The 20,829-nt window shown below is 38.1% G+C and carries 27 protein-coding genes and 1 pseudogene; 10 read left to right on the top strand and 18 right to left on the bottom strand.

Translation table 11 applies throughout. The features are described 5' to 3' along the window. Positions 1-44: 44 nt before the first annotated feature. From HNQ85_RS06165 to HNQ85_RS06155, 3 genes are all read right to left on the bottom strand, one after another. Positions 45-983: an alpha/beta hydrolase gene (locus HNQ85_RS06165; RefSeq protein WP_181536876.1), complete on the bottom strand. Its 939-nt coding sequence runs from the start codon at positions 981-983 to the stop codon at positions 45-47. Positions 984-1,135: 152 nt separating this feature from the next. After that, entirely contained in the window at positions 1,136-1,537 is a 402-nt protein-coding gene (locus tag HNQ85_RS06160) for a sporulation protein (protein WP_181536875.1), read from the bottom strand. A 373-nt stretch (positions 1,538-1,910) separates the two neighbouring features. Continuing rightward, positions 1,911-2,162, bottom strand: a complete 252-nt coding sequence (locus tag HNQ85_RS06155) for a hypothetical protein (protein WP_181536874.1) — start codon at positions 2,160-2,162, stop codon at positions 1,911-1,913. 352 nt (positions 2,163-2,514) lie between these two features. Here HNQ85_RS06155 and cspD point away from each other — a divergent pair, with 352 nt between their 5' ends. After that, complete coding sequence (gene cspD, locus HNQ85_RS06150) at positions 2,515-2,715, top strand: cold-shock protein CspD (RefSeq protein ID WP_003398931.1); 201 nt, start codon at positions 2,515-2,517, stop codon at positions 2,713-2,715. Positions 2,716-2,836: 121 nt separating this feature from the next. Then, positions 2,837-3,097: a DUF2564 family protein gene (locus HNQ85_RS06145; RefSeq protein WP_181536873.1), complete on the top strand. Its 261-nt coding sequence runs from the start codon at positions 2,837-2,839 to the stop codon at positions 3,095-3,097. 271 nt (positions 3,098-3,368) lie between these two features. On the opposite strand, the gene HNQ85_RS06140 is transcribed toward HNQ85_RS06145, so the two are convergent. Continuing rightward, positions 3,369-3,581: a zinc-finger domain-containing protein gene (locus tag HNQ85_RS06140; RefSeq protein ID WP_181536872.1), complete on the bottom strand. Its 213-nt coding sequence runs from the start codon at positions 3,579-3,581 to the stop codon at positions 3,369-3,371. Between the two features lie 10 nt (positions 3,582-3,591). Then, positions 3,592-4,257 carry a reverse transcriptase-like protein gene (locus HNQ85_RS06135; protein WP_181537011.1) on the bottom strand — a complete coding sequence of 222 codons (666 nt, stop codon included), beginning with the start codon at positions 4,255-4,257 and terminating at the stop codon, positions 3,592-3,594. 390 nt (positions 4,258-4,647) lie between these two features. On the opposite strand from HNQ85_RS06135, the gene HNQ85_RS06130 reads away from it, so the two are divergent. Together HNQ85_RS06130 and HNQ85_RS06125 are read left to right on the top strand one after the other, a co-directional pair. Further along, positions 4,648-5,037, top strand: coding sequence for a reverse transcriptase-like protein (locus HNQ85_RS06130; protein ID WP_181536871.1), 390 nt, complete (start codon positions 4,648-4,650; stop codon positions 5,035-5,037). A 15-nt stretch (positions 5,038-5,052) separates the two neighbouring features. Further along, positions 5,053-5,979: a DMT family transporter gene (locus HNQ85_RS06125; protein WP_181536870.1), complete on the top strand. Its 927-nt coding sequence runs from the start codon at positions 5,053-5,055 to the stop codon at positions 5,977-5,979. 30 nt (positions 5,980-6,009) lie between these two features. Here the strand turns inward: HNQ85_RS06125 and HNQ85_RS06120 are convergent, their stop codons facing one another. Beyond that, positions 6,010-6,285, bottom strand: coding sequence for a DUF6123 family protein (locus tag HNQ85_RS06120; RefSeq protein WP_181536869.1), 276 nt, complete (start codon positions 6,283-6,285; stop codon positions 6,010-6,012). A 77-nt stretch (positions 6,286-6,362) separates the two neighbouring features. Continuing rightward, positions 6,363-6,824, bottom strand: a complete 462-nt coding sequence (locus HNQ85_RS06115) for a divergent PAP2 family protein (RefSeq protein WP_181536868.1) — start codon at positions 6,822-6,824, stop codon at positions 6,363-6,365. 99 nt (positions 6,825-6,923) lie between these two features. Here HNQ85_RS06115 and sspL point away from each other — a divergent pair, with 99 nt between their 5' ends. Then, positions 6,924-7,061 carry a small, acid-soluble spore protein L gene (gene sspL / locus HNQ85_RS06110; protein WP_181536867.1) on the top strand — a complete coding sequence of 46 codons (138 nt, stop codon included), beginning with the start codon at positions 6,924-6,926 and terminating at the stop codon, positions 7,059-7,061. Between the two features lie 55 nt (positions 7,062-7,116). Here sspL and acnA read toward each other — a convergent pair whose 3' ends face one another. Further along, the gene (gene acnA, locus HNQ85_RS06105; RefSeq protein WP_181536866.1) at positions 7,117-9,846 is read right to left on the bottom strand and encodes an aconitate hydratase AcnA; all 2,730 of its coding nucleotides are present in this window, start codon (positions 9,844-9,846) and stop codon (positions 7,117-7,119) included. 220 nt (positions 9,847-10,066) lie between these two features. On the opposite strand from acnA, the gene sspO reads away from it, so the two are divergent. Further along, positions 10,067-10,216: a small acid-soluble spore protein O gene (sspO, locus tag HNQ85_RS06100; protein WP_181536865.1), complete on the top strand. Its 150-nt coding sequence runs from the start codon at positions 10,067-10,069 to the stop codon at positions 10,214-10,216. A gap of 113 nt (positions 10,217-10,329) precedes the next feature. Here sspO and HNQ85_RS06095 read toward each other — a convergent pair whose 3' ends face one another. Then, positions 10,330-10,590, bottom strand: coding sequence for a hypothetical protein (locus HNQ85_RS06095; protein WP_181536864.1), 261 nt, complete (start codon positions 10,588-10,590; stop codon positions 10,330-10,332). 121 nt (positions 10,591-10,711) lie between these two features. Between HNQ85_RS06095 and HNQ85_RS06090 the strand changes: the two genes are divergently transcribed. Beyond that, positions 10,712-10,858 carry a small acid-soluble spore protein P gene (locus HNQ85_RS06090; protein ID WP_181536863.1) on the top strand — a complete coding sequence of 49 codons (147 nt, stop codon included), beginning with the start codon at positions 10,712-10,714 and terminating at the stop codon, positions 10,856-10,858. Between the two features lie 167 nt (positions 10,859-11,025). Continuing rightward, positions 11,026-11,409: an Hsp20/alpha crystallin family protein gene (locus HNQ85_RS06085; protein WP_181536862.1), complete on the top strand. Its 384-nt coding sequence runs from the start codon at positions 11,026-11,028 to the stop codon at positions 11,407-11,409. Positions 11,410-11,598: 189 nt separating this feature from the next. On the opposite strand, the gene HNQ85_RS06080 is transcribed toward HNQ85_RS06085, so the two are convergent. The 4 genes and pseudogenes from HNQ85_RS06080 to HNQ85_RS06070 form a co-directional block, all read right to left on the bottom strand. After that, positions 11,599-12,348, bottom strand: a complete 750-nt coding sequence (locus tag HNQ85_RS06080; protein WP_343046484.1) for a CPBP family intramembrane glutamic endopeptidase — start codon at positions 12,346-12,348, stop codon at positions 11,599-11,601. Positions 12,349-12,524: 176 nt separating this feature from the next. Next, positions 12,525-12,834, bottom strand: a pseudogene (locus HNQ85_RS06075) (IS1595 family transposase); the annotation flags it as partial. Then, positions 12,830-12,964, bottom strand: coding sequence for a hypothetical protein (locus tag HNQ85_RS17805; protein WP_281363424.1), 135 nt, complete (start codon positions 12,962-12,964; stop codon positions 12,830-12,832). The pseudogene HNQ85_RS06075 and the gene HNQ85_RS17805, both read right to left, overlap by 5 nt. A 527-nt stretch (positions 12,965-13,491) precedes the next feature. After that, a complete protein-coding gene (locus HNQ85_RS06070; protein WP_181536861.1) occupies positions 13,492-14,133 on the bottom strand; it encodes a cell wall hydrolase in 642 nt (213 codons plus the stop codon). A 440-nt stretch (positions 14,134-14,573) separates the two neighbouring features. Between HNQ85_RS06070 and HNQ85_RS06065 the strand changes: the two genes are divergently transcribed. After that, complete coding sequence (locus tag HNQ85_RS06065) at positions 14,574-15,008, top strand: DUF2621 domain-containing protein (protein WP_181536860.1); 435 nt, start codon at positions 14,574-14,576, stop codon at positions 15,006-15,008. 60 nt (positions 15,009-15,068) lie between these two features. Here HNQ85_RS06065 and HNQ85_RS06060 read toward each other — a convergent pair whose 3' ends face one another. From HNQ85_RS06060 to HNQ85_RS06050, 3 genes are all read right to left on the bottom strand, one after another. After that, positions 15,069-15,530 (bottom strand): CcdC family protein, encoded by a 462-nt coding sequence (locus HNQ85_RS06060; protein WP_181536859.1) that lies wholly within the window; start codon positions 15,528-15,530, stop codon positions 15,069-15,071. A gap of 60 nt (positions 15,531-15,590) precedes the next feature. Beyond that, positions 15,591-15,953 (bottom strand): response regulator, encoded by a 363-nt coding sequence (locus HNQ85_RS06055; RefSeq protein ID WP_181536858.1) that lies wholly within the window; start codon positions 15,951-15,953, stop codon positions 15,591-15,593. A 133-nt stretch (positions 15,954-16,086) separates the two neighbouring features. Next, positions 16,087-16,794 carry a cytochrome c biogenesis CcdA family protein gene (locus HNQ85_RS06050; protein ID WP_181536857.1) on the bottom strand — a complete coding sequence of 236 codons (708 nt, stop codon included), beginning with the start codon at positions 16,792-16,794 and terminating at the stop codon, positions 16,087-16,089. A gap of 244 nt (positions 16,795-17,038) precedes the next feature. On the opposite strand from HNQ85_RS06050, the gene HNQ85_RS06045 reads away from it, so the two are divergent. After that, a complete protein-coding gene (locus HNQ85_RS06045) occupies positions 17,039-17,218 on the top strand; it encodes a Spo0E family sporulation regulatory protein-aspartic acid phosphatase (protein WP_181536856.1) in 180 nt (59 codons plus the stop codon). A gap of 39 nt (positions 17,219-17,257) precedes the next feature. Here HNQ85_RS06045 and HNQ85_RS06040 read toward each other — a convergent pair whose 3' ends face one another. Both HNQ85_RS06040 and HNQ85_RS06035 read right to left on the bottom strand, forming a co-directional pair. After that, positions 17,258-19,045, bottom strand: a complete 1,788-nt coding sequence (locus tag HNQ85_RS06040) for an ABC transporter ATP-binding protein (protein ID WP_181536855.1) — start codon at positions 19,043-19,045, stop codon at positions 17,258-17,260. Positions 19,046-19,048: 3 nt separating this feature from the next. Beyond that, on the bottom strand, positions 19,049-20,797 hold the full coding sequence (locus HNQ85_RS06035) for an ABC transporter transmembrane domain-containing protein (RefSeq protein ID WP_181536854.1): 1,749 nt from the start codon (positions 20,795-20,797) through the stop codon (positions 19,049-19,051). Positions 20,798-20,829: the final 32 nt, after the last annotated feature.

Genomic DNA, 20,829 nt, shown 5'->3' with positions numbered 1-20,829 from the left:
TGATACTTTCATATTATTGAAAATACAAAATCATTTTCCAGTTTTCAACCTTTTATTCTAATAAAATGAATTGCCTCCATCAGCAGACTATGAAACTGTTTTGGAAACATATGCCCTTCTTGTTCATCAACATATAATTCACATTGGATGTGATGATGCTGGAACAAACGGCATAGCTTTTCTGTGTTATCATAAAACCGATCTTTCCGCCCCGTAATGATATAGCCGGGAACGTTGCGAATTTCTCTTGCGGCAAATAGTTGAATAAATTCATCTAAGTCCTTTATGGCTGGAACAACTGCGATAAATCCTTTTACTTTTATAGCCGGATGAGCTAATGCTAACTCGATTGCAAGCTTACCGCCTTGTGAAGCACCAGCTAATATCACTTCATTTTCATTCGTTAAATAACGGTTTTGAAAAAGGTGATATAAAGATTCGATATCTTTCATTGCCGTTTTCTTATCATCCCAGCAAAAGGTTTGATAACCACGGACTTGCGACGATTGCGGAAAACCGAAGATATGTTGTTCAAGCAATTTTTCGTCTTTCCAATATTCCGCAAAATCGAATGCGTTATCTCCACGCCAATGTAATGAAAAAATCGCTTCCCTATTTTTGTTGTTTCCGATTACGTAAAGTGCGGGTTGGGCTTTGTTTTGTTGTTCGTGAAAACACTGCTTGCAAATTTGTACGATTTGTTGAAATTCTTCATCCTGTTGAATCGAATGGAACATTTCTTCGTTTAATAACGTTTCCGGGTTCCACCAGATGCCTTCCTGAATGGCTGATTTTAACTGCGCTAACGCTTCTTTCAGGCGGTGAAGTTTTGCCAACAAACACGACTTCCAAAAACTTGTATAGTGGCTTTTATCCGGATAGAAAATCTCAGCCTGCTCAGCAATCGTTAACGCTTTTGTCCATTCTTTTCTTTCGATTAATTGTAAAAATGTTCGGTATACATCAATAAACCTTTCGCTCACAGATTTCCCCTCCTACAAACATTTCATTGTCTAATCCTATTCACTAAACAAAGTTTTTTTCCTCTTTCAGAATACAAAAAGAGCTGACCTATAAGTGTCTCCCCTCCATACGTCACTCGATTGTGGGGACTGACACTTGCTTTAGGTCAGCCTCATGATTCATTGACAATTTGAATATAATCAAAGTCCAGCGTATTCACACCGTCTTCAATATCAAGTCGTGTCACGAAGCGATAAGAAATTCCCGTTTGTGATGGAACGATGTTTTCAGGCAATTGATAGCGAAAAGGCAATACCTTTTTTTCGTTTTCATGAATGATAAACTCATCGCTAACGGGAATGGTTGCTACTATATCCGTTTCTTCTTTGCCATCGAAAATCGTTTTTCGAATCAAATCAACATCAAGCTTATTTACTTTTTGTTCCACTGTTCCGCCGTGAATTTGCACTTTCCCTTCAATGAAATCCCCTGCTTTATACACTTTCTTATTTAAAATTAAATCAACATGCGCCGAACCGACTCCTAATTTGGACATCATTCTCCTTAATAGCATATCCCCACTCCTCTCCTTGCTTTTTATCCCGTTCTAACCGTCTATGAGACTCCCGGCTCTACAGGCCGGAGATAACGGACGCTAGAAGGGCGATAAGTTCAACAAACATCTGTGGGGATGGAGACCCCCACTGATGAAGTTGCACTTTATCGAACAAAAAAGACCTATGCCTTCCCTCATAGGCAAAGGTCTTGCTAGATGCGTTTCATGTCAACAACGCCGATGAAAAACGACTTTGTTTCGGGAACAACACCCGACGCCCTTTGATATTGCATAATATTTATCTGCTTCACAATCTATTCAATTCAAGAAGATTTGTCAACCAATAAAAGACCTAGTGCGGAAATTTATTGTAAAAAGTCGCATTTCAGTATCACTCATATACATTTTCATGTTGAATGAAGTAATCGACACGAATAACAGGAATATCATTTTGTTCCACTTCAGCAACGATGACACCGAGTTTATCATTATAGATACAAAATGATTCTTTTCCTTTTTCAAAAACGGCCTCACCGTAAGAAAGCACCATTTGATATATTTTTTTATGATCTAAACCGCTCTTTGCCACTCTTTTTCCTAAACGAATAATCACTTCTTTTCCTCCGATTTCCCCACGGTACATGCAGCTTCCCCCTTTTTTTCTCCTATGATTAATGTATGGTCGTTTCTGTTTATGCATACGTACTTCTTATCCTTCAATAAGAAATTAGACAATACAAGGAGAGAATCCTGCCTTCATCCTCATCCGATTGTTACAGATTGTCATGAATGTTTTTATTTTTTTGTAAAAACTTGCCTCTTCGACTTGACGTCAACGCCTTATTAGTGTATAGTAAAAACATCATTTAACAGAATATATCTTTACAACTCATCCTGTTTCATTCACCTTAGATTGTTGTGAAATATATTCCGTTATTTGATAAAAATTTCAAATTAGCAATAAGGTGCTAAAGGTATTAGGAGGATTCAGTATTATGCAAAACGGTAAAGTAAAATGGTTTAACAATGAAAAAGGTTACGGTTTCATTGAAGTTGAAGGCGGAGACGATGTATTCGTTCACTTCACAGCAATCCAAGGTGAAGGTTACAAAACATTAGAAGAAGGCCAAGCTGTTTCTTTTGAAATCGTTCAAGGAAATCGTGGACCTCAAGCTGCTAACGTTGTAAAATTATAATCAAACGTTCATATATAATCGGTAGCTTTACAAGAGACTGGCATTTCGCCGGTCTCTTTTTGCATTTTTAGCATATTCCTGTATAGGCTGACAAACACTATTCACCAGGAGGTGGAAACAGATGAAACGAGAGATTCATTCCGGCTATAACGATTTGATGCAAGTGGAAATGTCAATAAAAACAGCACAAAAGATGGTCGGTTCGGCAACGATGAGCCTTGACAAAGATATGTTGGATGGAGCAAAACAAGCGGTCTCTGATGCTCATGCACGTCTTGCTGAAGCGCGGCATCAAGCAACTGGGGTTGATGAAGAATTTTTACGCCGCTGTGAACAGGAATTGCAGCAGGCAGAGCACCAGTTAAATGAAGCACTTAAATAAATACCCTTTTTTAATAGGCTTTTTGAAATCGATTAAGAAACAGTGAGGCTGACCCTAAAGCAAAAATGTCAGATTCCCCTAACACAATGATAAATAACGAAACGACCGATTGTGGAATGGGTGTGAGGTCAGACATTTATAAGGGAGCCCGTTGTTTATCCCGTTCTAATCGCCCGTAAGACCCCCACCTCTACAGGTAGGAGTCTTACGGACGCTAGAAGTACGATAAATTACATCCATAGGGATGGAGTCCCACTGATGAAGTTTTACTTTATGTTCGCGAAACTCCTGTCAGTTTCTCCCCATATCGCTTAATCATTTCTCCTATCGTACATTGATTGATACAAAATGACTGCGCATACGTTTTTCCAAACTCTTTCCGAAACGTTGCTTTCAAAAAGCATCCTTCACAGTACAGATCATGAATTTCGTTTAATTTCGCTAATATTTCTTTTCGTTCATTTGCTTTATGTCCTTTATCCATCAAATGTTCTCTACCCTTTCTCATTTAGCTCAAGTGTACTTGTAATCAAAATGTTTTCTAATGCTTGAGTTGCAAGCTTATCAGCTTCACTATTTTGTTTGCGCGAAATTGGCTCAAACATCGCTTTTATTCCTAATTCGGCAAGCTTTGCTTCAATCCTGTCCAACCACGCATTATAATTGTCCTCAAAACAAGGCCATTCACCGGATAACTGGTTTAGTACAACTTGGGAGTCGCCGCGAAACGTAACAGGCAAGTGATGAACACCCATTTCTTCTAATTGCTGAACAGTAAACCAAAACGCCGCATATTCGGCTTCATTATTGGATTCGATTTCATCAAGCATCCGATTGGCACGCAAACGGTAGCGCTGGTTATTTTGCTTATAATAAATGACCGTGCCGACTCCAGCTTTTTGTGTCTGTTTATCAAAACCGCCATCAAAATAAGCAATAATATCATGAGGCTCTGTTTCTAACTCTTTCAATAACTTTGTTAATTCTTTTTTCGTCCAGCTCGTCTTCTGTTCATCGATAAACAATAATTCTTTAACGCGCCCGGTTTTTTCAAAGTCTTCGGCAAGAATCAATGCTTTCTCTGCCGGCAACAAATCGGATGTAAGCACAATTTCTTGTTTTTTCCGGCTAACATATTTCCATTGAATGATAACATTCACCATTGGTTCATCCTTCCGCCATAGTTTCGAATTTTACTTACCATCATTAGCAACTTATCCTCATTGTTCCTTGTTTCCCTTTCATTATTCGTGCCACTTACAACAGAACGAAGTATAACGCGGCATCCAGTATATTTTATTATACTACACAAGTGGGAAATAGATGTTTAACGAATGGCTTAGATTCATAACAACGCCTTCTTTTCTAGGTGTTTTTTGGAAAATTTTCTTTTGCTCCTTATAGCTTATAGATTGAAATGGATCATCACCGTTTTAGGTACACCTTTTGTGTATATTGACAAAAGATTTCCAAAAAGAGAGATATTCATTTTTCTACAAATATGCTAAACTAGCATTAACACAAATATCATCTATTGGGGGAATCGATGTTTGATTGAGGTATATATTGACGGTGCAAGTGCTGGAGACCCTGGTCCATCTGGTGCCGGCGTTTTTATAAAAGTAAACGGGACGGTAGAGCGTTATTCAATTCCGCTCGGCACGATGTCCAACCATGAAGCAGAACTATATTCCCTTATTAAAGGGTTAGAAATTTGCTTAAAAAAAGGATATCGAATGGTTTCATTCCGCACAGATTCGCAATTGGTTGACCGAGCAGTAGAGAAAGAGTATATGAAAAATGAAAAATATGCTCCTCTCCTTGATGAGGCATTAACATTGGCAAAACAGCTTGATTTATTTTTCCTTAAATGGATTCCAAGCAAGCAAAATCATGTTGCTGATGAGTTGGCGCGCAAAGCGATACAACTAAATCAATAAATAAGGGGATCGATGATGAAAAAACAATGGGTTGCGGATACGTGTCTTTTGTTTGTTGCCTTTATATGGGGGGCAACATTTGTCCTTGTGCAAAACGCTATCTCGTTTCTTGAACCTCTTTCGTTTAACGGCGTGCGCTTTTTGCTCGCCGGTTTGTTTTTACTGACATGGCTTCTGATCTTTCATCGTCCGCAATTAAAAATGTGGAACGTTTCATTGCTGCTTTCCGGTGCATTTATGGGCTTTTGGCTTTTTAGCGGCTATGCATTTCAAACGATTGGCTTATTGTACACCACTTCATCAAAAGCAGCTTTTATCACCGGACTGAGTGTTGTCTTAGTTCCTTTGTTCGCTTTTTTCCTATTGAAACAAAAACCGAAAGCCAATGCCATATTCGGTGTACTTATTGCTGTCATCGGGCTGTATTTATTGACAATGAACGGCGAGCTATCGGTGAACAAAGGGGATTTACTTGTTTTTTTATGTGCTGTTTCATTCGGCATGCACATTGTGATGACAGGAAAATATTCTTCTCAGTTTCCAACCTTATTATTAACCATCACACAAATTTTTACCGCGGCTATATTCTGCGTCATTTCCGCCTTCTTTTTTGAAGACTGGACGCAAATGTTGAATGGAGCCGTATTGCAAAAAGCGGAAGTATGGTCAGCCTTATTAATTACTTCATTGCTTGCTACAGCGTTTGCTTTTTTAGTGCAAACCAATTTTCAAAGATATACGACAGCGACACGCGTTGCCCTGATTTTCGCAATGGAGCCAGTATTTGCGGCATTAACCGCTTACATATGGGCAAATGAACGATTGACAACATCGGCTCTTATCGGCTGCTTATTGATTTTGCTTGGGATGATTTTAGCTGAGTTGCCAATTTCTTTTTCGATTCGAAAAAAGTTTTCTTCCAACCGGCAAATGACACAATAAGAGGCTGACACTTATAGGTCAGCCTTTTTCTTATAATAATCCTTTTTCTTTCATAAATGCGATTGCCTGTTTTCGTGTTGCTATTTTTTGCTGCTTCAGCTGCTCTAATAATGATATATAAAAACTGCCATCGAATTGCTTTTGTGCCTTTAAAGTCATTTCAAGTGCAATAGCAGCAAGACCATCTTCCGCACCCGTATACTGTTTCCCGAATTGTATAAAGCCAAGAGCATCCTCGCGAAAATGAAACCCTTTACTTTCTAAAAAAGCGATGTATTCATCAAGAGTCTGTCTCTTTTGTCTCACTAGTCATTCCCCGCTCTTACAATGTCTTCTCTCCCTTTCTCATCTTAACGCATTTTCGCCGTTATCGCTATATAAACTTAAAATTTTCGGTCGAGGAAATAGGCGATCGCTCCAGTCAATATCCCTAACAGCGCTCCACCAATGACTTCAATCGGCTGATGCCCGAGCCGTTCACGAATTCGTTCTTTCTTTCGCTCATATACATGTTGTTTCGGATCGTTTTCAAGTTTTTTTACTTCCTCAGCTAAACTATTGAATTGAATCGCCAACTCCCCTGCTTGGCGACGAACACCTTGCGCATCATACATGACAATTAAGCCAAACAAAGTAGCAAGCGCAAAATCGATGGTACGAATTCCCCGTTTAAGCGCAATGTACGTGGCAAGTGATGATACTCCAGCTGAATGCGAACTCGGCATTCCCCCTGTTTCGAAAAACAGGCTCCAATCCCATTTTCCCGTTTTTAGTTGTTTCATTGGTATTTTCAAAAACTGTGCTAGTCCAATGGTGAACAATGCGGTCCTTAGAGTTTTATTCATTGATTTTTCACCTCATGAATAGTGTTTCGCTTAATAAAATTCACTATACAAAACATATTTTTCTCTAATCAGGCAACACTATTTTCTGAGGTGAGTAATATGGCGAAAAACGGTGGAACAAACCGCGGCACAAAAGCTCCAGGTGTGAATCCACAAGGATTTGGGCAAGATGCAACATTTACGCCTGATCCAAAAAGCGAATTAGAAAACGAAGCGAAACGAAGCAACACGAAATAAGCAGGCATGTCAAAACATGCCTGCTTATTCTTTATACGAGCGCTAATTGCGGCGACTACGCTTTTCTTGTTACCGTATTTAGTTTTTCGCGCAATACCATTTGTAAAATACCGCCATGGCGATAGTAGTCAATTTCCACTTCGCTGTCGAAGCGAACTAATACTTCAAACTCTTTCACTTCACCTGTTTCTGGGTTTGTCGCTGTTACTTTGACATAATCACGCGGTTTTACATTTTCGTCAATGTGCACTTCGAATACTTCCTTACCAGTTAAACCAAGCGTATCTGCGTTTTCGCCTTCTTTAAACTGCAATGGCAACACGCCCATGAGCACAAGGTTCGAACGGTGGATACGCTCGAAGCTTTCTGCGATGACTGTCTTAATGCCAAGCAGGAACGTACCTTTTGCTGCCCAGTCGCGTGAGCTTCCCATTCCGTAGTCTTTTCCTGCAATTACAACAAGACCTGTGCCCTCTTGTTTATATTTCATGCATGCATCGTAAATAGACAACACTTCTCCTGTTGGCCAGTATGTTGTATAGCCGCCTTCTGTTCCTGGTGCAATTTGGTTGCGGATACGGATGTTTGCGAATGTACCGCGCATCATCACTTCATGGTTACCGCGGCGAGAACCGTAAGAGTTGAAATCTTTTGGATCTACACCTTTAGAGATGAGATATTGACCAGCTGGTGTGTTCACACCGATAGAACCTGCTGGTGAGATATGGTCTGTTGTTACAGAATCACCGAATTTTCCAACTACGCGCAAGCCTTTAAGCGGCTTAACTTCGCCCGCTTCTGGAGATAAACCTTCAAAGAACGGCGGGTTTTGAATGTATGTGGAATCTTCGTCCCACTGATAGAGCGGTTCATCTGTCGTTTTAATCGCATTCCAGCGAGGATTGTCATCGAACACGCGCTCATATTCTTTACGGAATAATTCAGGTGTTACTGTTTGTTTCACCACTTCTTTTACTTCATCCATTGACGGCCAAATATCGTTGAAGTATACGTCATTACCGTCTTTGTCCTTACCGATTGGCTCATTTAATAAGTCAATGTCAACTGTACCCGCTAAAGCGTATGCCACAACAAGCGGTGGTGACGCTAAGTAGTTACCTTTTACAAGCGGGTGAATGCGTCCTTCGAAGTTACGGTTACCTGAAAGCACGCTTGTCACAAGCAAATCATTCTCTGCGATTGCTTTTTCTAATTCAGGAGCTAACGGTCCTGAGTTACCTATACATGTCGTACAACCGTAACCGACAATATTAAAGCCGATTTGCTCTAAATATGGAAGCAAGCCGGAATTTTGTAAGTATGCTGTGACAACCTTTGAACCAGGAGCTAATGATGTTTTTACGTATTTTGGAACTTGCAAACCTTTTTCAACCGCTTTTTTCGCCACTAAGCCTGCACTGATTAATACAAATGGGTTTGATGTATTTGTACAGCTTGTAATAGCGGCAATGGCAATTGCTCCTGTTTTCATCGTAACTTCTTCTCCGCTGGAGAGCTTCACAGTGATTTGTTTGTCAAGATCTGCTTCCGTTAAGCCGAAGCCTTGGTTTCCTTGTGGAGCTTTTACAGCTTCACGGAATGCTGCTTTCATTTTAGAAAGCGGAATTAAGTCTTGCGGACGTTTTGGTCCTGAAAGATTTGGTTCAATCTCAGAAAGATTGATTTCTACGACATCTGTAAAGATTGGCTCTTCCGCATCTGGTGTATAGAACAAGCCATTCGCTTTGCAGTATGCCTCAACAACTTGAACATGATGCTCATCGCGACCTGTTAAACGTAAATATTCAAGCGCTTCTTCATCAACCGGGAAGAAACCACATGTCGCACCATACTCCGGAGCCATGTTCGCAATCGTTGCACGGTCTGCAAGAGGCAATGTTGCCACACCTGGACCAAAGAATTCAACGAACTTGCCGACAACACCTTTTTTACGAAGCACTTGCGTTACTTTTAACGCAAGGTCAGTTGCTGTCGTACCGTTCGGCAATTTACCTGTTAATTTCACGCCGATGACTTCAGGTACCGGGAAGTAAGAAGGTTGTCCAAGCATACCAGCTTCTGCTTCAATACCGCCGACACCCCATCCAAGCACACCGATACCGTTAATCATTGTTGTATGGGAGTCTGTACCAACAAGCGTATCTGGGAACGCTTCATACTCACCATTTTCATCTTCAACAGCATGTACAACGTTTGCCAAGTATTCTAAGTTTACTTGGTGAACGATACCTGTTGCAGGAGGTACAGCACGATAGTTGTTAAACGCTTTCTGTGCCCAGTTTAAAAACTTGTAGCGCTCTGCGTTGCGCTCAAATTCTAAGTTCATGTTGTACTCAAGCGCATCATCTGTTCCCGCTTTATCAACTTGAACAGAGTGGTCAATAACAAGATCGACAGGAATTTCTGGGTTAATTTTATATGGATCTCCGCCTATATCTGCCATTGCTTTACGCATAGACGCTAAGTCAACGACAGCCGGAACGCCAGTAAAATCTTGCAAAATAACGCGTGATGGTTTGAAAGGAACATCAATATCTTTTAATTCATCTGTCCCCCATTTTGCAAGATTTTCAACATGCTCTTTTGTAATGACACGGCCGTCTACTTGTCTCAATACAGATTCAAGTAATACTTTAATAGAATATGGTAGACGTGAAATTTTTCCAATACCAGCCTCTTCAAGAGCTTGTAAACGGTAATAGTTATACTTTTTACCGTTTACTTCAAAAGAGGCACGCGCTTTAAAAACATCTTGTTTTGCCATATGTATTACCCCCTCATTTAATACTATACTATTTTTTCGCTACAAAGTCGAAAAAATAGAATGAATTCTCCCAAAACCCACAAAATTCCTACGCTTTTATCTTATTACAATGCTCTACATATGTAAATAATTATCATGAGATTGTTCCAGCATAATTTTCTTATAAATAGTGATAAATTTTTCTTATGAAGGTACACAATAAAAGTAGGAGGTGATCAATATGGCAAAACGTAAAGCAAATCACGTCATTCCTGGAATGAATGATGCAAGCGCACAAGGAATGGGGGCAGGCTATAACGAAGAATTTGCCAATGAGCCGCTCACAGAAGAACAACGCCAAAACAATAAAAAAAGAAAAAAGAACCAATAATCAAGCGGTTTAGACATCCAGCGCTGCTTTAAAGTTCATAGAAGGAACAACAAAAAGGCTGACCAAAAAGAAAAGTGTCAGACACTTATCGGTCAGCCATTTGCTTCTTACCTCTATTCAGTTTGATTAACTTCAGAGACAATTGCCTCTAAATCGCTGCGAAATTGTTCAAGCTGAGCCCGTTGTGTTTCAGAAGCCACTTCTAATGCGTTATTGATTTGTTCAAACGCTTCGTTCACTTCTTGTTTTAAATGCTTCAATTGGCTTCCATAATCGGCACGATCATGTACAAGATTCTCATACCATTCTTTCGCTTCCATTGTTCCTTGTTGCGCCGCTTGAAACGCCTGTTGTTTGTCTTTATGATATGGCACAGTTTTTCACTCCTTCATCGTGGCATGTCGCATTTATATCGTTTCAAATCAAAAGAAGATTTATACACGAATAATTCCTTTAAAATACATCATTCTAATAAATGAAGGAGGGAATAATTCTATGTCAAACAAAAACACCGGCAAGGATATACGTAAAAACGCGCCAAAGGGCGATAATCCGGGACAGCCTGAGCCGTTAAGCGGTTCAAAAAAAGTGAAGAACCATAACCATACTCGACAGAAACATAATTCTGGACATGATATGTAAATGAACCTCTCCCACCTCCACTCCATTTAGAGGCAGGAGACTTCTCGGAAAAAATGCTATATGACAGACTTCAAAAAATAAGACTCCCGCCGCGAACCATGTAAGAGCATTCCGCATATGATAGCTAATAGCAAAGCTTTTTCAATCATGCGGAGGGAGTTTTTATAATGGGAAGTAAAAAAGAACCAAATGAATTCGAGAAATGGCTAGAAATTTTGCTCGCCGACCCTTTTACCGATTATTTAGATGAAACAATATTCCGAGTTGACGTTTTTGAAACCGAGGAACATTATATAATCGAGGCAAACCTCCCTCTTTGCACAGTCAATCAAATTAAAGTAAAATGTCATAATAACACAGCGATTATTCAAGCATACGAACAAAATAACGATTATAAAGAAAGGAGTGTTCAACTGCCTTTTACATTGACAGATAGAGACGTTCGAGCATATTTTGAAAATGATATATTAGAAGTCCGCATCAGTAAAGATACCATTGACAAATGCAAAGAGAATGTTAGAAACATTCGGGTCAGCCATGAAGGTTATTAAGTAAAAAATATTCATATAGAAGAACATAATCTTATAGTGCATAAAAAGCACTATTTTTATTTTTTGTTAACATAATATTTTTATTGTTTATAAAACTATTCTTTATTTCTATAGCTCCGTTAATGAATAATGTTGATTTTTGATAAAAAAGAGTTCGTATATAAAACTCTTTTTTATCAATCTTTTATTTCAAAATATTAAACCACTGAAAACCATAAGGATATTTAGAGCCATATGCCATATCATTGAAGGAATAATGCTTCTAGATTGGATAGTAATTCCTCCATAAAACAATCCTCCCAGAGAGAAAGCAATACAAATACCCCAAGGGAATCCAAGTGAATAATGCTGCAATCCAAATCCCAAACTTGTTATCACAACTGCCCATTTTTCACCTAATTGCTCTGAAAAACGACTTAAAAGAGTTCCTCTCCAAATTACCTCTTCAAGCACTGCGTTTGTAATTGAAAATATAATAGTTAATAACCAAACTTCTTGGATTAAGGACCATCCGTTTCGAATAGCAAATGGCATAAAGGTAAAGACGTTGATTGTTAATGCTATGAGAAGAAAAAATTTTACTTTTGTTTGGTGAAAACCTGACCATATAAATGGGAAATAAATGAACTCGTTCCATTGTGGTTTTTCCCAATACCGTACGAACGGAAATTTGTAAAAGAGAGATAATGCGAATAACGGAATCAGAATAAAAAGCAACGACAACCTGTTGAAAAATATATGCGATTCTCTTGATTGAAAATTTAAAATCCAATGAGAAGTCACATACAAATAAATAAAGAATCCGATGCCAAATAATATATTTGTGAGAATAAATAATCTCATAAACTTATCAGAAGTAACAAAAAGAAAAATAGCACAAAATCCCCATATGCTCATAAATAGGTAGTTATTCGTTTGTAGCAAGATAATAAGTGACACGAATAAACACAATGAAACCACATTTCTAAGTAAGACGTTATTTATAATATTTATAATTAGCCCCCCTCAAACTTGGCTATTCTTTGACTATGAAATTTTAAATGAAGATTTCCTCAATGAACGATTAGATTCATTCATTTTAAGAAAGAAAATAAAAGCATGTCTTTAATATTCTACTTTGTGGTTTCATATCCTCGTTTATCTACGAACAAGAACCAATCGAAGTAGTTTTCAAGGTATTTACTTACAACTCCTTTGAAGCGGTCCATCCATTGTTTCAGACGGCTGTGGAAGCCATTGACATTTTGAATATGATAGATGCCTTTAATGACGTGTTTATCATCATCGGATTTAATTCGGTAATGTTCCAGCCCTTTTTCTTTAACATACGTCTTGTAGGCTCTCCAAGCGTCTGTAACAAACACATTCTCACTACTAAGTTTCGAGAGGTTTCGAGCCGATTACTTTATCTACTTTGGACTTAACGGCGCTTTTCAATGCTTGATAATAGATCCTTCAGCTCTTTCACCACTTCATTTAATTCAGCAACTTCATTTTTCGTTTTTATAAGTTCATAGAGAATAAAGAAACTGACTAAAACGAGCAAATATTCCATTAACATCCCTCCAAGCGGTTAATTAGTATTTTCTCTTCAACCATTTCAAAAAACATAATTGCCATGTGCTAAGCCATATCTTATCATTGTGAAACAGAGTAAAATTGTATCCTGTTCCGAATTATTAATGGTGATCATTTTATGATCCATTATTTTAAATTTTTTGTATCCTTCAATGGCATAGCGAATCTTCTCACCCTCACTTTCAATAAAAAATGAATAGTTCGAAGAAGATAGTAATTAAGTCATTTCCAGCCTAAACGAATTTCTTCCTGCTGCCTTCGTTTATATATCATCCATAATCCCACAGCAACCATTCCTGTCAAAAGGATTGACAACCAACATCCATTAAATAGCCCACCATAAACCGTTTGCTGCTATTCAGTTTACAATATTTTCATAATTCCTTGAATATCATCTACTTACAAAAAAGCACCACATCTTCATTTAGATGCGGTGCTTTTGAATTTAACTAGAATAATCTTTTTGCCATGTTAGTCTCTTTCTGACATACACAAAGCCATTTATTATTTGGCAAAAACATGGTTACCAATCCGAATCGTTACTGGTCTCGATAATATCCATTTGTTTTTTGTAATTTTCGGATTGTAAAAATACAATGAGCCACGCTTATCATTTGGGTGTAATACAACCGCTCGATCTACAGCGGCACAATCTTGTTTCGTCGGTTGAATCTTTGTTAATTTTCCTGTTTTCACTGGTACAAATGCATAGCCAGATTTCGTTTTTTGATAAATGACACCTTTAATGGTTTTTGGAAATGATGGGTGTTTGACGCGATTTAAAATGACTAACGCTACTTCCACCTTTCCGGCGAATGGCTCACTATAACCTGTTTCTGCGTGGACAAGCTGAGCCATCAATTTCCGTTCCTCAGCGGTTACAGATTTCTTTGTAGCCGATTTAACAGCTTGTACTTGAGGAACTTTTAATTTTTCACCGACAATAACCATGTCATTACGTTTATGATTTATTGCTTTTAACTTAGCCACAGTCGTTTTATATTTTTTCGCTATTAAATACAATGAGTCTCCTTTTTGAACTTTGTAATATGTATACGTTATTGCGGCATGCCCTTCTGATGGTGATGTAAACGCTACGACCATACAGCAAACTACTGCGAGTGTAATAAAAATTCTCCTAAACATAATATCCTCCTCATAGTTGCTTTTTGGCTTCGTCGTTTAACATGGCAATTAACAAGATAACATGTTTACTAGAGGATATCACTGGTTCGATTTTCCATTGACAATACTAGTAACATGTGAATCCCTTGATAAATAAGGGATAAGCGCTATTATTTACATTTATGTTACATTTCTATAACAATATTAAAATTTCAAAAAATAGCCTAAATAAACATAGATAACCAAATGATGCTAGTATCCCTGATCCTTTATCGACCTCACATTCTATTAAATAAACATTTGTAGTAGAGAGTATTAAAATAGTTGTATGTCGAAACCATTTATGATTGTAAAATCATTCTATTACACAACATCATTAGCCAATAACATCATTTCTTGCGAAAAAAATCCGTTTCATCCATAATGATAATTATGGAAGTTTTTGTAGAGGTGGAGTAGAGATGTTAAGTGGTTGGTTTCTTTGGTTTATTTTGTTTTGGGTCGTTTTTTTGCTCGTTATGATGTCAATTGGTGGATTTTTTATGTTTCGTAAATTTTTAAAGCGGCTACCAAAAGAAGATGGAAAGTCTGAACTTGATTGGCAGGATTATTATATTGAACAGACACGGCACTTATGGCATGACAAAGAAAAAGCGCTTCTTGAAGATTTAGTGAAACCAGTACCTGAATTGTTTCGTGATGTCGCCAGACAAAAAATTGCCGGAAAAATCGGCGAACTTGCGCTAAAAGAAAAGGCTGAGCACATCACAGAGGATTTAGTGATTCGCGGCTACATTATCGCCACACCAAAACGCGACCATAAATTTCTATTAAAAGCATTAAAAGAAAAAAATATTGATATTACACCATATGAACATCTTTTGCAAAAAAAATGACAGCTTTCCCTCATAACAAAAGGCAGAGTCAAAAAATAGGACTCTGCCTTTCCTTTTCTCTCAACGGTGGAGTTGCTTTTTCAACTTTCTATAAGATAGATACATAGCGATTCTCCACGGAACAATCATCCCAAACGCTAACAGCCAAAACATACCGCTTAATTCACCGTAATCAATCTTGTTGCTTAAATAGGATTTCAAAGCAAGCCGAATTACAAGTAATCCGATTAAAATAAACATAAATGCCTTAGAACGCTTTAAATAAATTTGATTATTGATGATTTCAAAACGCGACGTTTTAATGAGAAAGATCGAAAAAATTCCACCAAGAACCAATGCTTCTATCAGCTCAGTTACCGTGACACGAAACATTGGATGTAAAAACATGAGCGCCCCTGTGCTCATAAAAATAGGTGGTAGAATAATTTTTTTGGCATTTGTTGGTTTTTCTGCCGCTTTCATTCGGATAAACATGGCAACAAACGCCATCATTACAGCCATAATCGATGTTGCTATAACCAAGAGAATCCATCCTTTTCCTCATATTGGATTATGTTTTTTAAAGAAAATGAACATTGTCTATTAGTATGACAGCACACGGTTCACAGCCTCAATCACACGCGTTTCGTCAAACGGTTTCACGATAAAATCCAACGCTCCTGCTTCAATCGCCTCGACAACCATTTTTTGATACCCCATTGCTGAACAAATAATGATTTTCGCATGTGAATCTTCTTGTTTAATCGCTTTTACCGCTTCCAACCCATTCATAATCGGCATTGTAATATCTAACGTAACAACATCAGGTCGAAGCTCCCGGTACAGTTCCACTGCTTCTTTACCGTTTTCTCCTTCACCAACAATCTCATGATTTGCTTTTTTTAAAATATTGGATAATGTCATTCTCATAAATTTCGCATCATCAACAATCAATATTTTGGCCATCCATTCTTCCCCCTACTTGTCCCCGATGAAATCAAATTCACCCGAAGGCCCGAGATTCATTCAAAAAAAATGTAACGAATTACCAGAACATTTTCAATATAAACATAATGACAAATATGCCACTTTTTCGACGTTAAAACCCTGTAAATCCTCCAAAAAGGTTGGAAGTATAAACAATAATTTTTGTCATCCAATCAAAGAATAAAATAATTCCCATGACAATCATTACATAACCGCCGGCTTTCATGATTTTAACGTTATGCTTGCGGATCCATTGCATTTTCCCGATAAAAAACGACAAGACGAAAAATGGAATCGCAAATCCTAACGAATAGGCGATCATATATAAAACCCCTGAGCTTGGATTCGTAGCTGCTAGTGCAATGACCGACACTAAAATCGGTCCCATACATGGTGACCATCCTGCGGCAAAAGCCATGCCGATTAAGCTCGATCCTATGTAACCAGTAGGGCGATTTTGGAATGATAAGCGGTGATCTTGCATTAAAAAACTAGGTTTAAACACGCCGATGACGACAAACCCAAAAAAGACAATCAAAATGGCGCCGATTTGGCGAATCAAATCTTGATAATCATTAAAAAACTCCCCGATAAACGACGTGCCGAATCCAATCGAAATAAAAATAAGCGAAAAACCAAGCAAGAAAAAGAGTGTATGAAGTAAGCTCCTTCTTTGGAGCATCGCATTTTCCGATTTTAACTCCCCGACAGATACGCCTGTAATATATGACAAAAATGCCGGATACAAAGGCAAACAGCACGGAGAAATAAACGACAAAAATCCAGCACCAAACGCAAGAAAAATATTAACATCCGTCATTCATTGTTCACTCCTCTCCACTTTATTCTAGCAAAAAAACACAAAGGTGAATAATAGTTCACAATTTGTTCATAATTATCCCTGATTTTTATTTCAAATTTTTCTATAATTAAAATCAAATTCCAAATTGTATAGTATATGCTTGTTGTGCGCATACTAATACATTTATCGCACGTTTATCTTTGAATTTATTACCATATTAGTATATAATAGCAATATAATTTAAAAGAAAGGATTTACTCAAGTGTCAAAACAAGAAATTTTGCTACTTATCGAACGAAAGCGTAGTGAGCTAATTAAAATTGTCGCAAAAAACGGTTTAAATTCATCTCTTACGATTCAATTAAGCCAAGAATTAGACTCTCTACTCAATCAATATAATGAATACATGTACAAAGAAAAAAAACGCCTCCCCTTACACTAAACGACACCAAAAAGAGGCGTTTCTTTTTTTCATTCATGCCTATACGCTCACATCTTCCACTTCGCCAACTAAACCGTTTTGCAGCAAATACATTTTATAGTACAGTCCTTTTTTTGCAAGAAGTTCTTGATGGTTTCCTCTCTCAACAATCTCACCACGATGAAGTACCAAAATTTGTTCCGCATCTTGAATCGTGGACAAACGATGAGCAATGGCAATCGTCGTCCGCCCCTTTCTCATTCTCGAAAGCGCCTCTTGAATAGCTTCTTCCGTTTCCGTATCAATGTGAGCAGTTGCTTCGTCTAATACTAATATTTTCGGATTAAGGGCAATCGTGCGGGCAAAGGCAATTAATTGGCGCTGTCCGCTTGACAATGTCGCTCCACGCTCTACGACTTGATCATCATATTTTTTAGGCAGCTTTTCGATAAACGAATCTGCTTGCACAAATTCGGCTGCTTTGATCACATCGTCATCCGTTAAGTTATCGTTATACATTTTAATGTTGTCTTTAATCGTTCCATAAAATAAGAACGGGTCTTGCAACACAAGTCCGATTTTTCGGCGCAATTCTTCATTTTGATAGTTTCGAATCGAGATGCCATCGATTAAAATATCTCCGCGTTCAAACTCATAAAATCGCATTAATAAATTGATAATAGAGCTTTTTCCGCTGCCTGTATGACCGACAAGTGCCACCGTTTCCCCGCGTTTCGCCGTAAATGAAATATTTTTTAATACATCGCGTTTACCATCATAAGAAAAACTGACATTTCTAAATTCAATCGTACCTTCGGAAATAACTGGATTTTCATTTTCGATTGCTGCTGGGGCAAGCTCTTTATGATCAAGGAGAGCAAAAACGCGCGATCCTGCAACAATTGCCTGCTGATACATCGAAAGACGCATCATCATTTGATTCACAGGCTCAAAAAATCGCTCTAAATAGTTGACAAATGCGTACAAAACACCAATTTCGATTGGGCTTTCCATCGCATCGATACCAAAGAAGCTTAATACAACGATAATCGATAAAATATAAACAACATCAATGGCTGGTCGTAACAGCAATCCATCTATTTTAATATTTTTCATTCCCGCTTGATAATGTTGTTCATTAATATGAGCAAATTCTTGGCGCAAGCGCTTTTCTTGACGAAACACTTGAATAATGGCCATTCCTTGCAGCGATTCGTTCAATTTAGCATTCAGTTGGCTCAAACGCTCACGCAGATCTTTATAATAAATCGAGCTGTAATGGCGATACGTTTTCATAATCAAAAGTAAAACCGGAAGAATAAATAAACAGAAAACGGCTAATTTCACATTTAATAAAAACATGGCAATAAAAATACCGATAATAAATACTCCGTTTTGGATAAAGCTTGCAAGCACATTCACAAACATGTCTTTAATTGCTTCTGTATCATTTGTCACGCGTGAAACGATGCTTCCACCCGGTGTTTGATCAAAGTAGCGCATTCCAAGCTGCTGTACTTTTGTAAAAATATCAATTCGTAACGCTTGAATCACTTTTAACGCCAACTCTTGAAATTTAACAAGCTGAAAATAAGTGATAAACGTTTTGACTACTAATATCCCAAGATAAATGGCCGCAAGCCAAATTAACGGTCGAGCCTCTAAATTCCTCGGCATTAAATAATCATCGATAAATACTTTTACTAAATATGGACCGACAAGTTCGGCTATGGTCGCTAAAACGAGTAAAATGAAAGCTGTGATGGCTTCTTTTTTATAGGATTGAATATATGACAATAATCTCCATAATATTTGTCGCTGTTCCTTTGGACTTAATGATTTTGTCATTTTTTATCCTCCATGTTCCACTAATGATTCTAGTTGCTGCCTGTGGTACATTTCACGGTACCAGCCTTTTTCATTTACTAGTTGATCATGTTTTCCCTTTTGCACGATTTCCCCATTTTCAACAACGATAATGAGATCGGCATGTTGAATCGCACTTAAACGATGCGATGTAATAATAGTTGTTTTACCAGCACGATTTTCCCTTAAAGCGGTAAGAATTCGCTCCTCCGTTTTCGCATCTACCGCTGATAATGAATCATCGAGAATGAGTACTTCCGGGTTCATTAACAATGCCCGGGCAATAGAAATCCGCTGTTTCTGTCCTCCAGAAAGCGAGACTCCCCTTTCACCGACAATCGTCTCATATCCATCGGTAAACTGACAAATATCTTCATGAATGTTGGCAATTTCAGCTGCTTTGATAATGTCTTCATCCGAAGCGTTCGGACAAGCGAAAGCAATATTTTCTTTTACTGTCGCAGAAAAGAGAAAGTGATCTTGTGGAACATAGCCGATGGAAGAACGGAGAGCCTGCAGGGAATATTCACGAATGTCATGTTCACCAAACATAATTTTTCCATCATATTGATCGAATTCGCGTATAAGCAATTTTAACAATGTTGTTTTACCGGCACCTGTTTTCCCAACAATTCCAAGCGTTTCTCCACGCTTCAATGTAAAATGAATGTTTTTCAGCACTGGCGTTGTTTCATTTGGATATGTAAATTCGCACAAATCGTAAGTAATATCTCCAGTCGGCGAAGTTTGAATCGCATCCGTCTTTTCTACGATATCTTCTTTTTCAGCCAGCAAGCTACGAATCCGATCATAAGAAGCTCTTCCTCGCTCAACGATATTAAAGAGCCAGCCAAATGCAAGCATCGGCCATATTAATATTCCTAAATAAGTTGTAAACGAAACAAGCTGACCAAGTGTCAACTCTCCATCCAGCACCATTCGTGCCCCAAAAATAACAGCTAAGAAAAACGATAAACCGACAATAAGCGAAATCGTCGGGTCAAATAAAGCGTCGATTCGAGCGACGGCCATATTTTCTTCTACTACTTCATCAGATTTCTTACGGAAAGATTCAATGTCATCGCGCTCATAACCGAACGTTTTAATGACTTTGATACCACTGATGCTTTCTTGAACTTTATCATTTAATGAAGAAAACGCCTCTTGCGCTTTTAAAAATCGTTTGTGCAACAGTGTTCCATAATGTTTCGTGGCGATTGCCATAAACGGCATCGGAATTAAGCTAATAAGTGTTAATTTCCAGCTAATCGTAAGCGCCATCGCCGCAAGGACAAAACTTCCTAATGTAAGCGAATCAACAAGCGTTAATACGCCGGAACCGGCTGTTTGCTGAATCGCCTGTAAATCGTTTGTCGCATGCGCCATTAAATCTCCGATTCGCTTTCGTTGATAAAACGCCGGGGACATTTTGGTAAAATGGGTATACAATTCATTGCGCAGCTGCCTTGCTAGTTTAACGGAAGAACCGAAAATTAATATCCGCCATACATATCGTAAAATGTATAATATGACAGCAACGACAAGCAAAATCAACATCCATTTCCCAAGAATTGCGGTTGTCAATGTCTCGTCTTTAATATGGTCTATTACAATCCCGATGACTTTCGGGGGAACAAGTTCTAACAATGCCACAAACATAAGCAACAATGTTCCAGTTACATAGGCTTTTTTCTCCTGCTTAAAAAACCACATTAAATCTTTAAATATGCTCATAAACCTTCCTCCAATATCCACACATTAGCGAA

It is taken from the genome of [Anoxybacillus] calidus (assembly GCF_013760845.1).
Taxonomy (GTDB): Bacteria; Bacillota; Bacilli; order Bacillales; family Anoxybacillaceae; genus Paranoxybacillus; species Paranoxybacillus calidus.
Note: the sequence above shows the minus strand (reverse complement) of the source record. Positions and strands in the feature narration are given on the sequence as shown.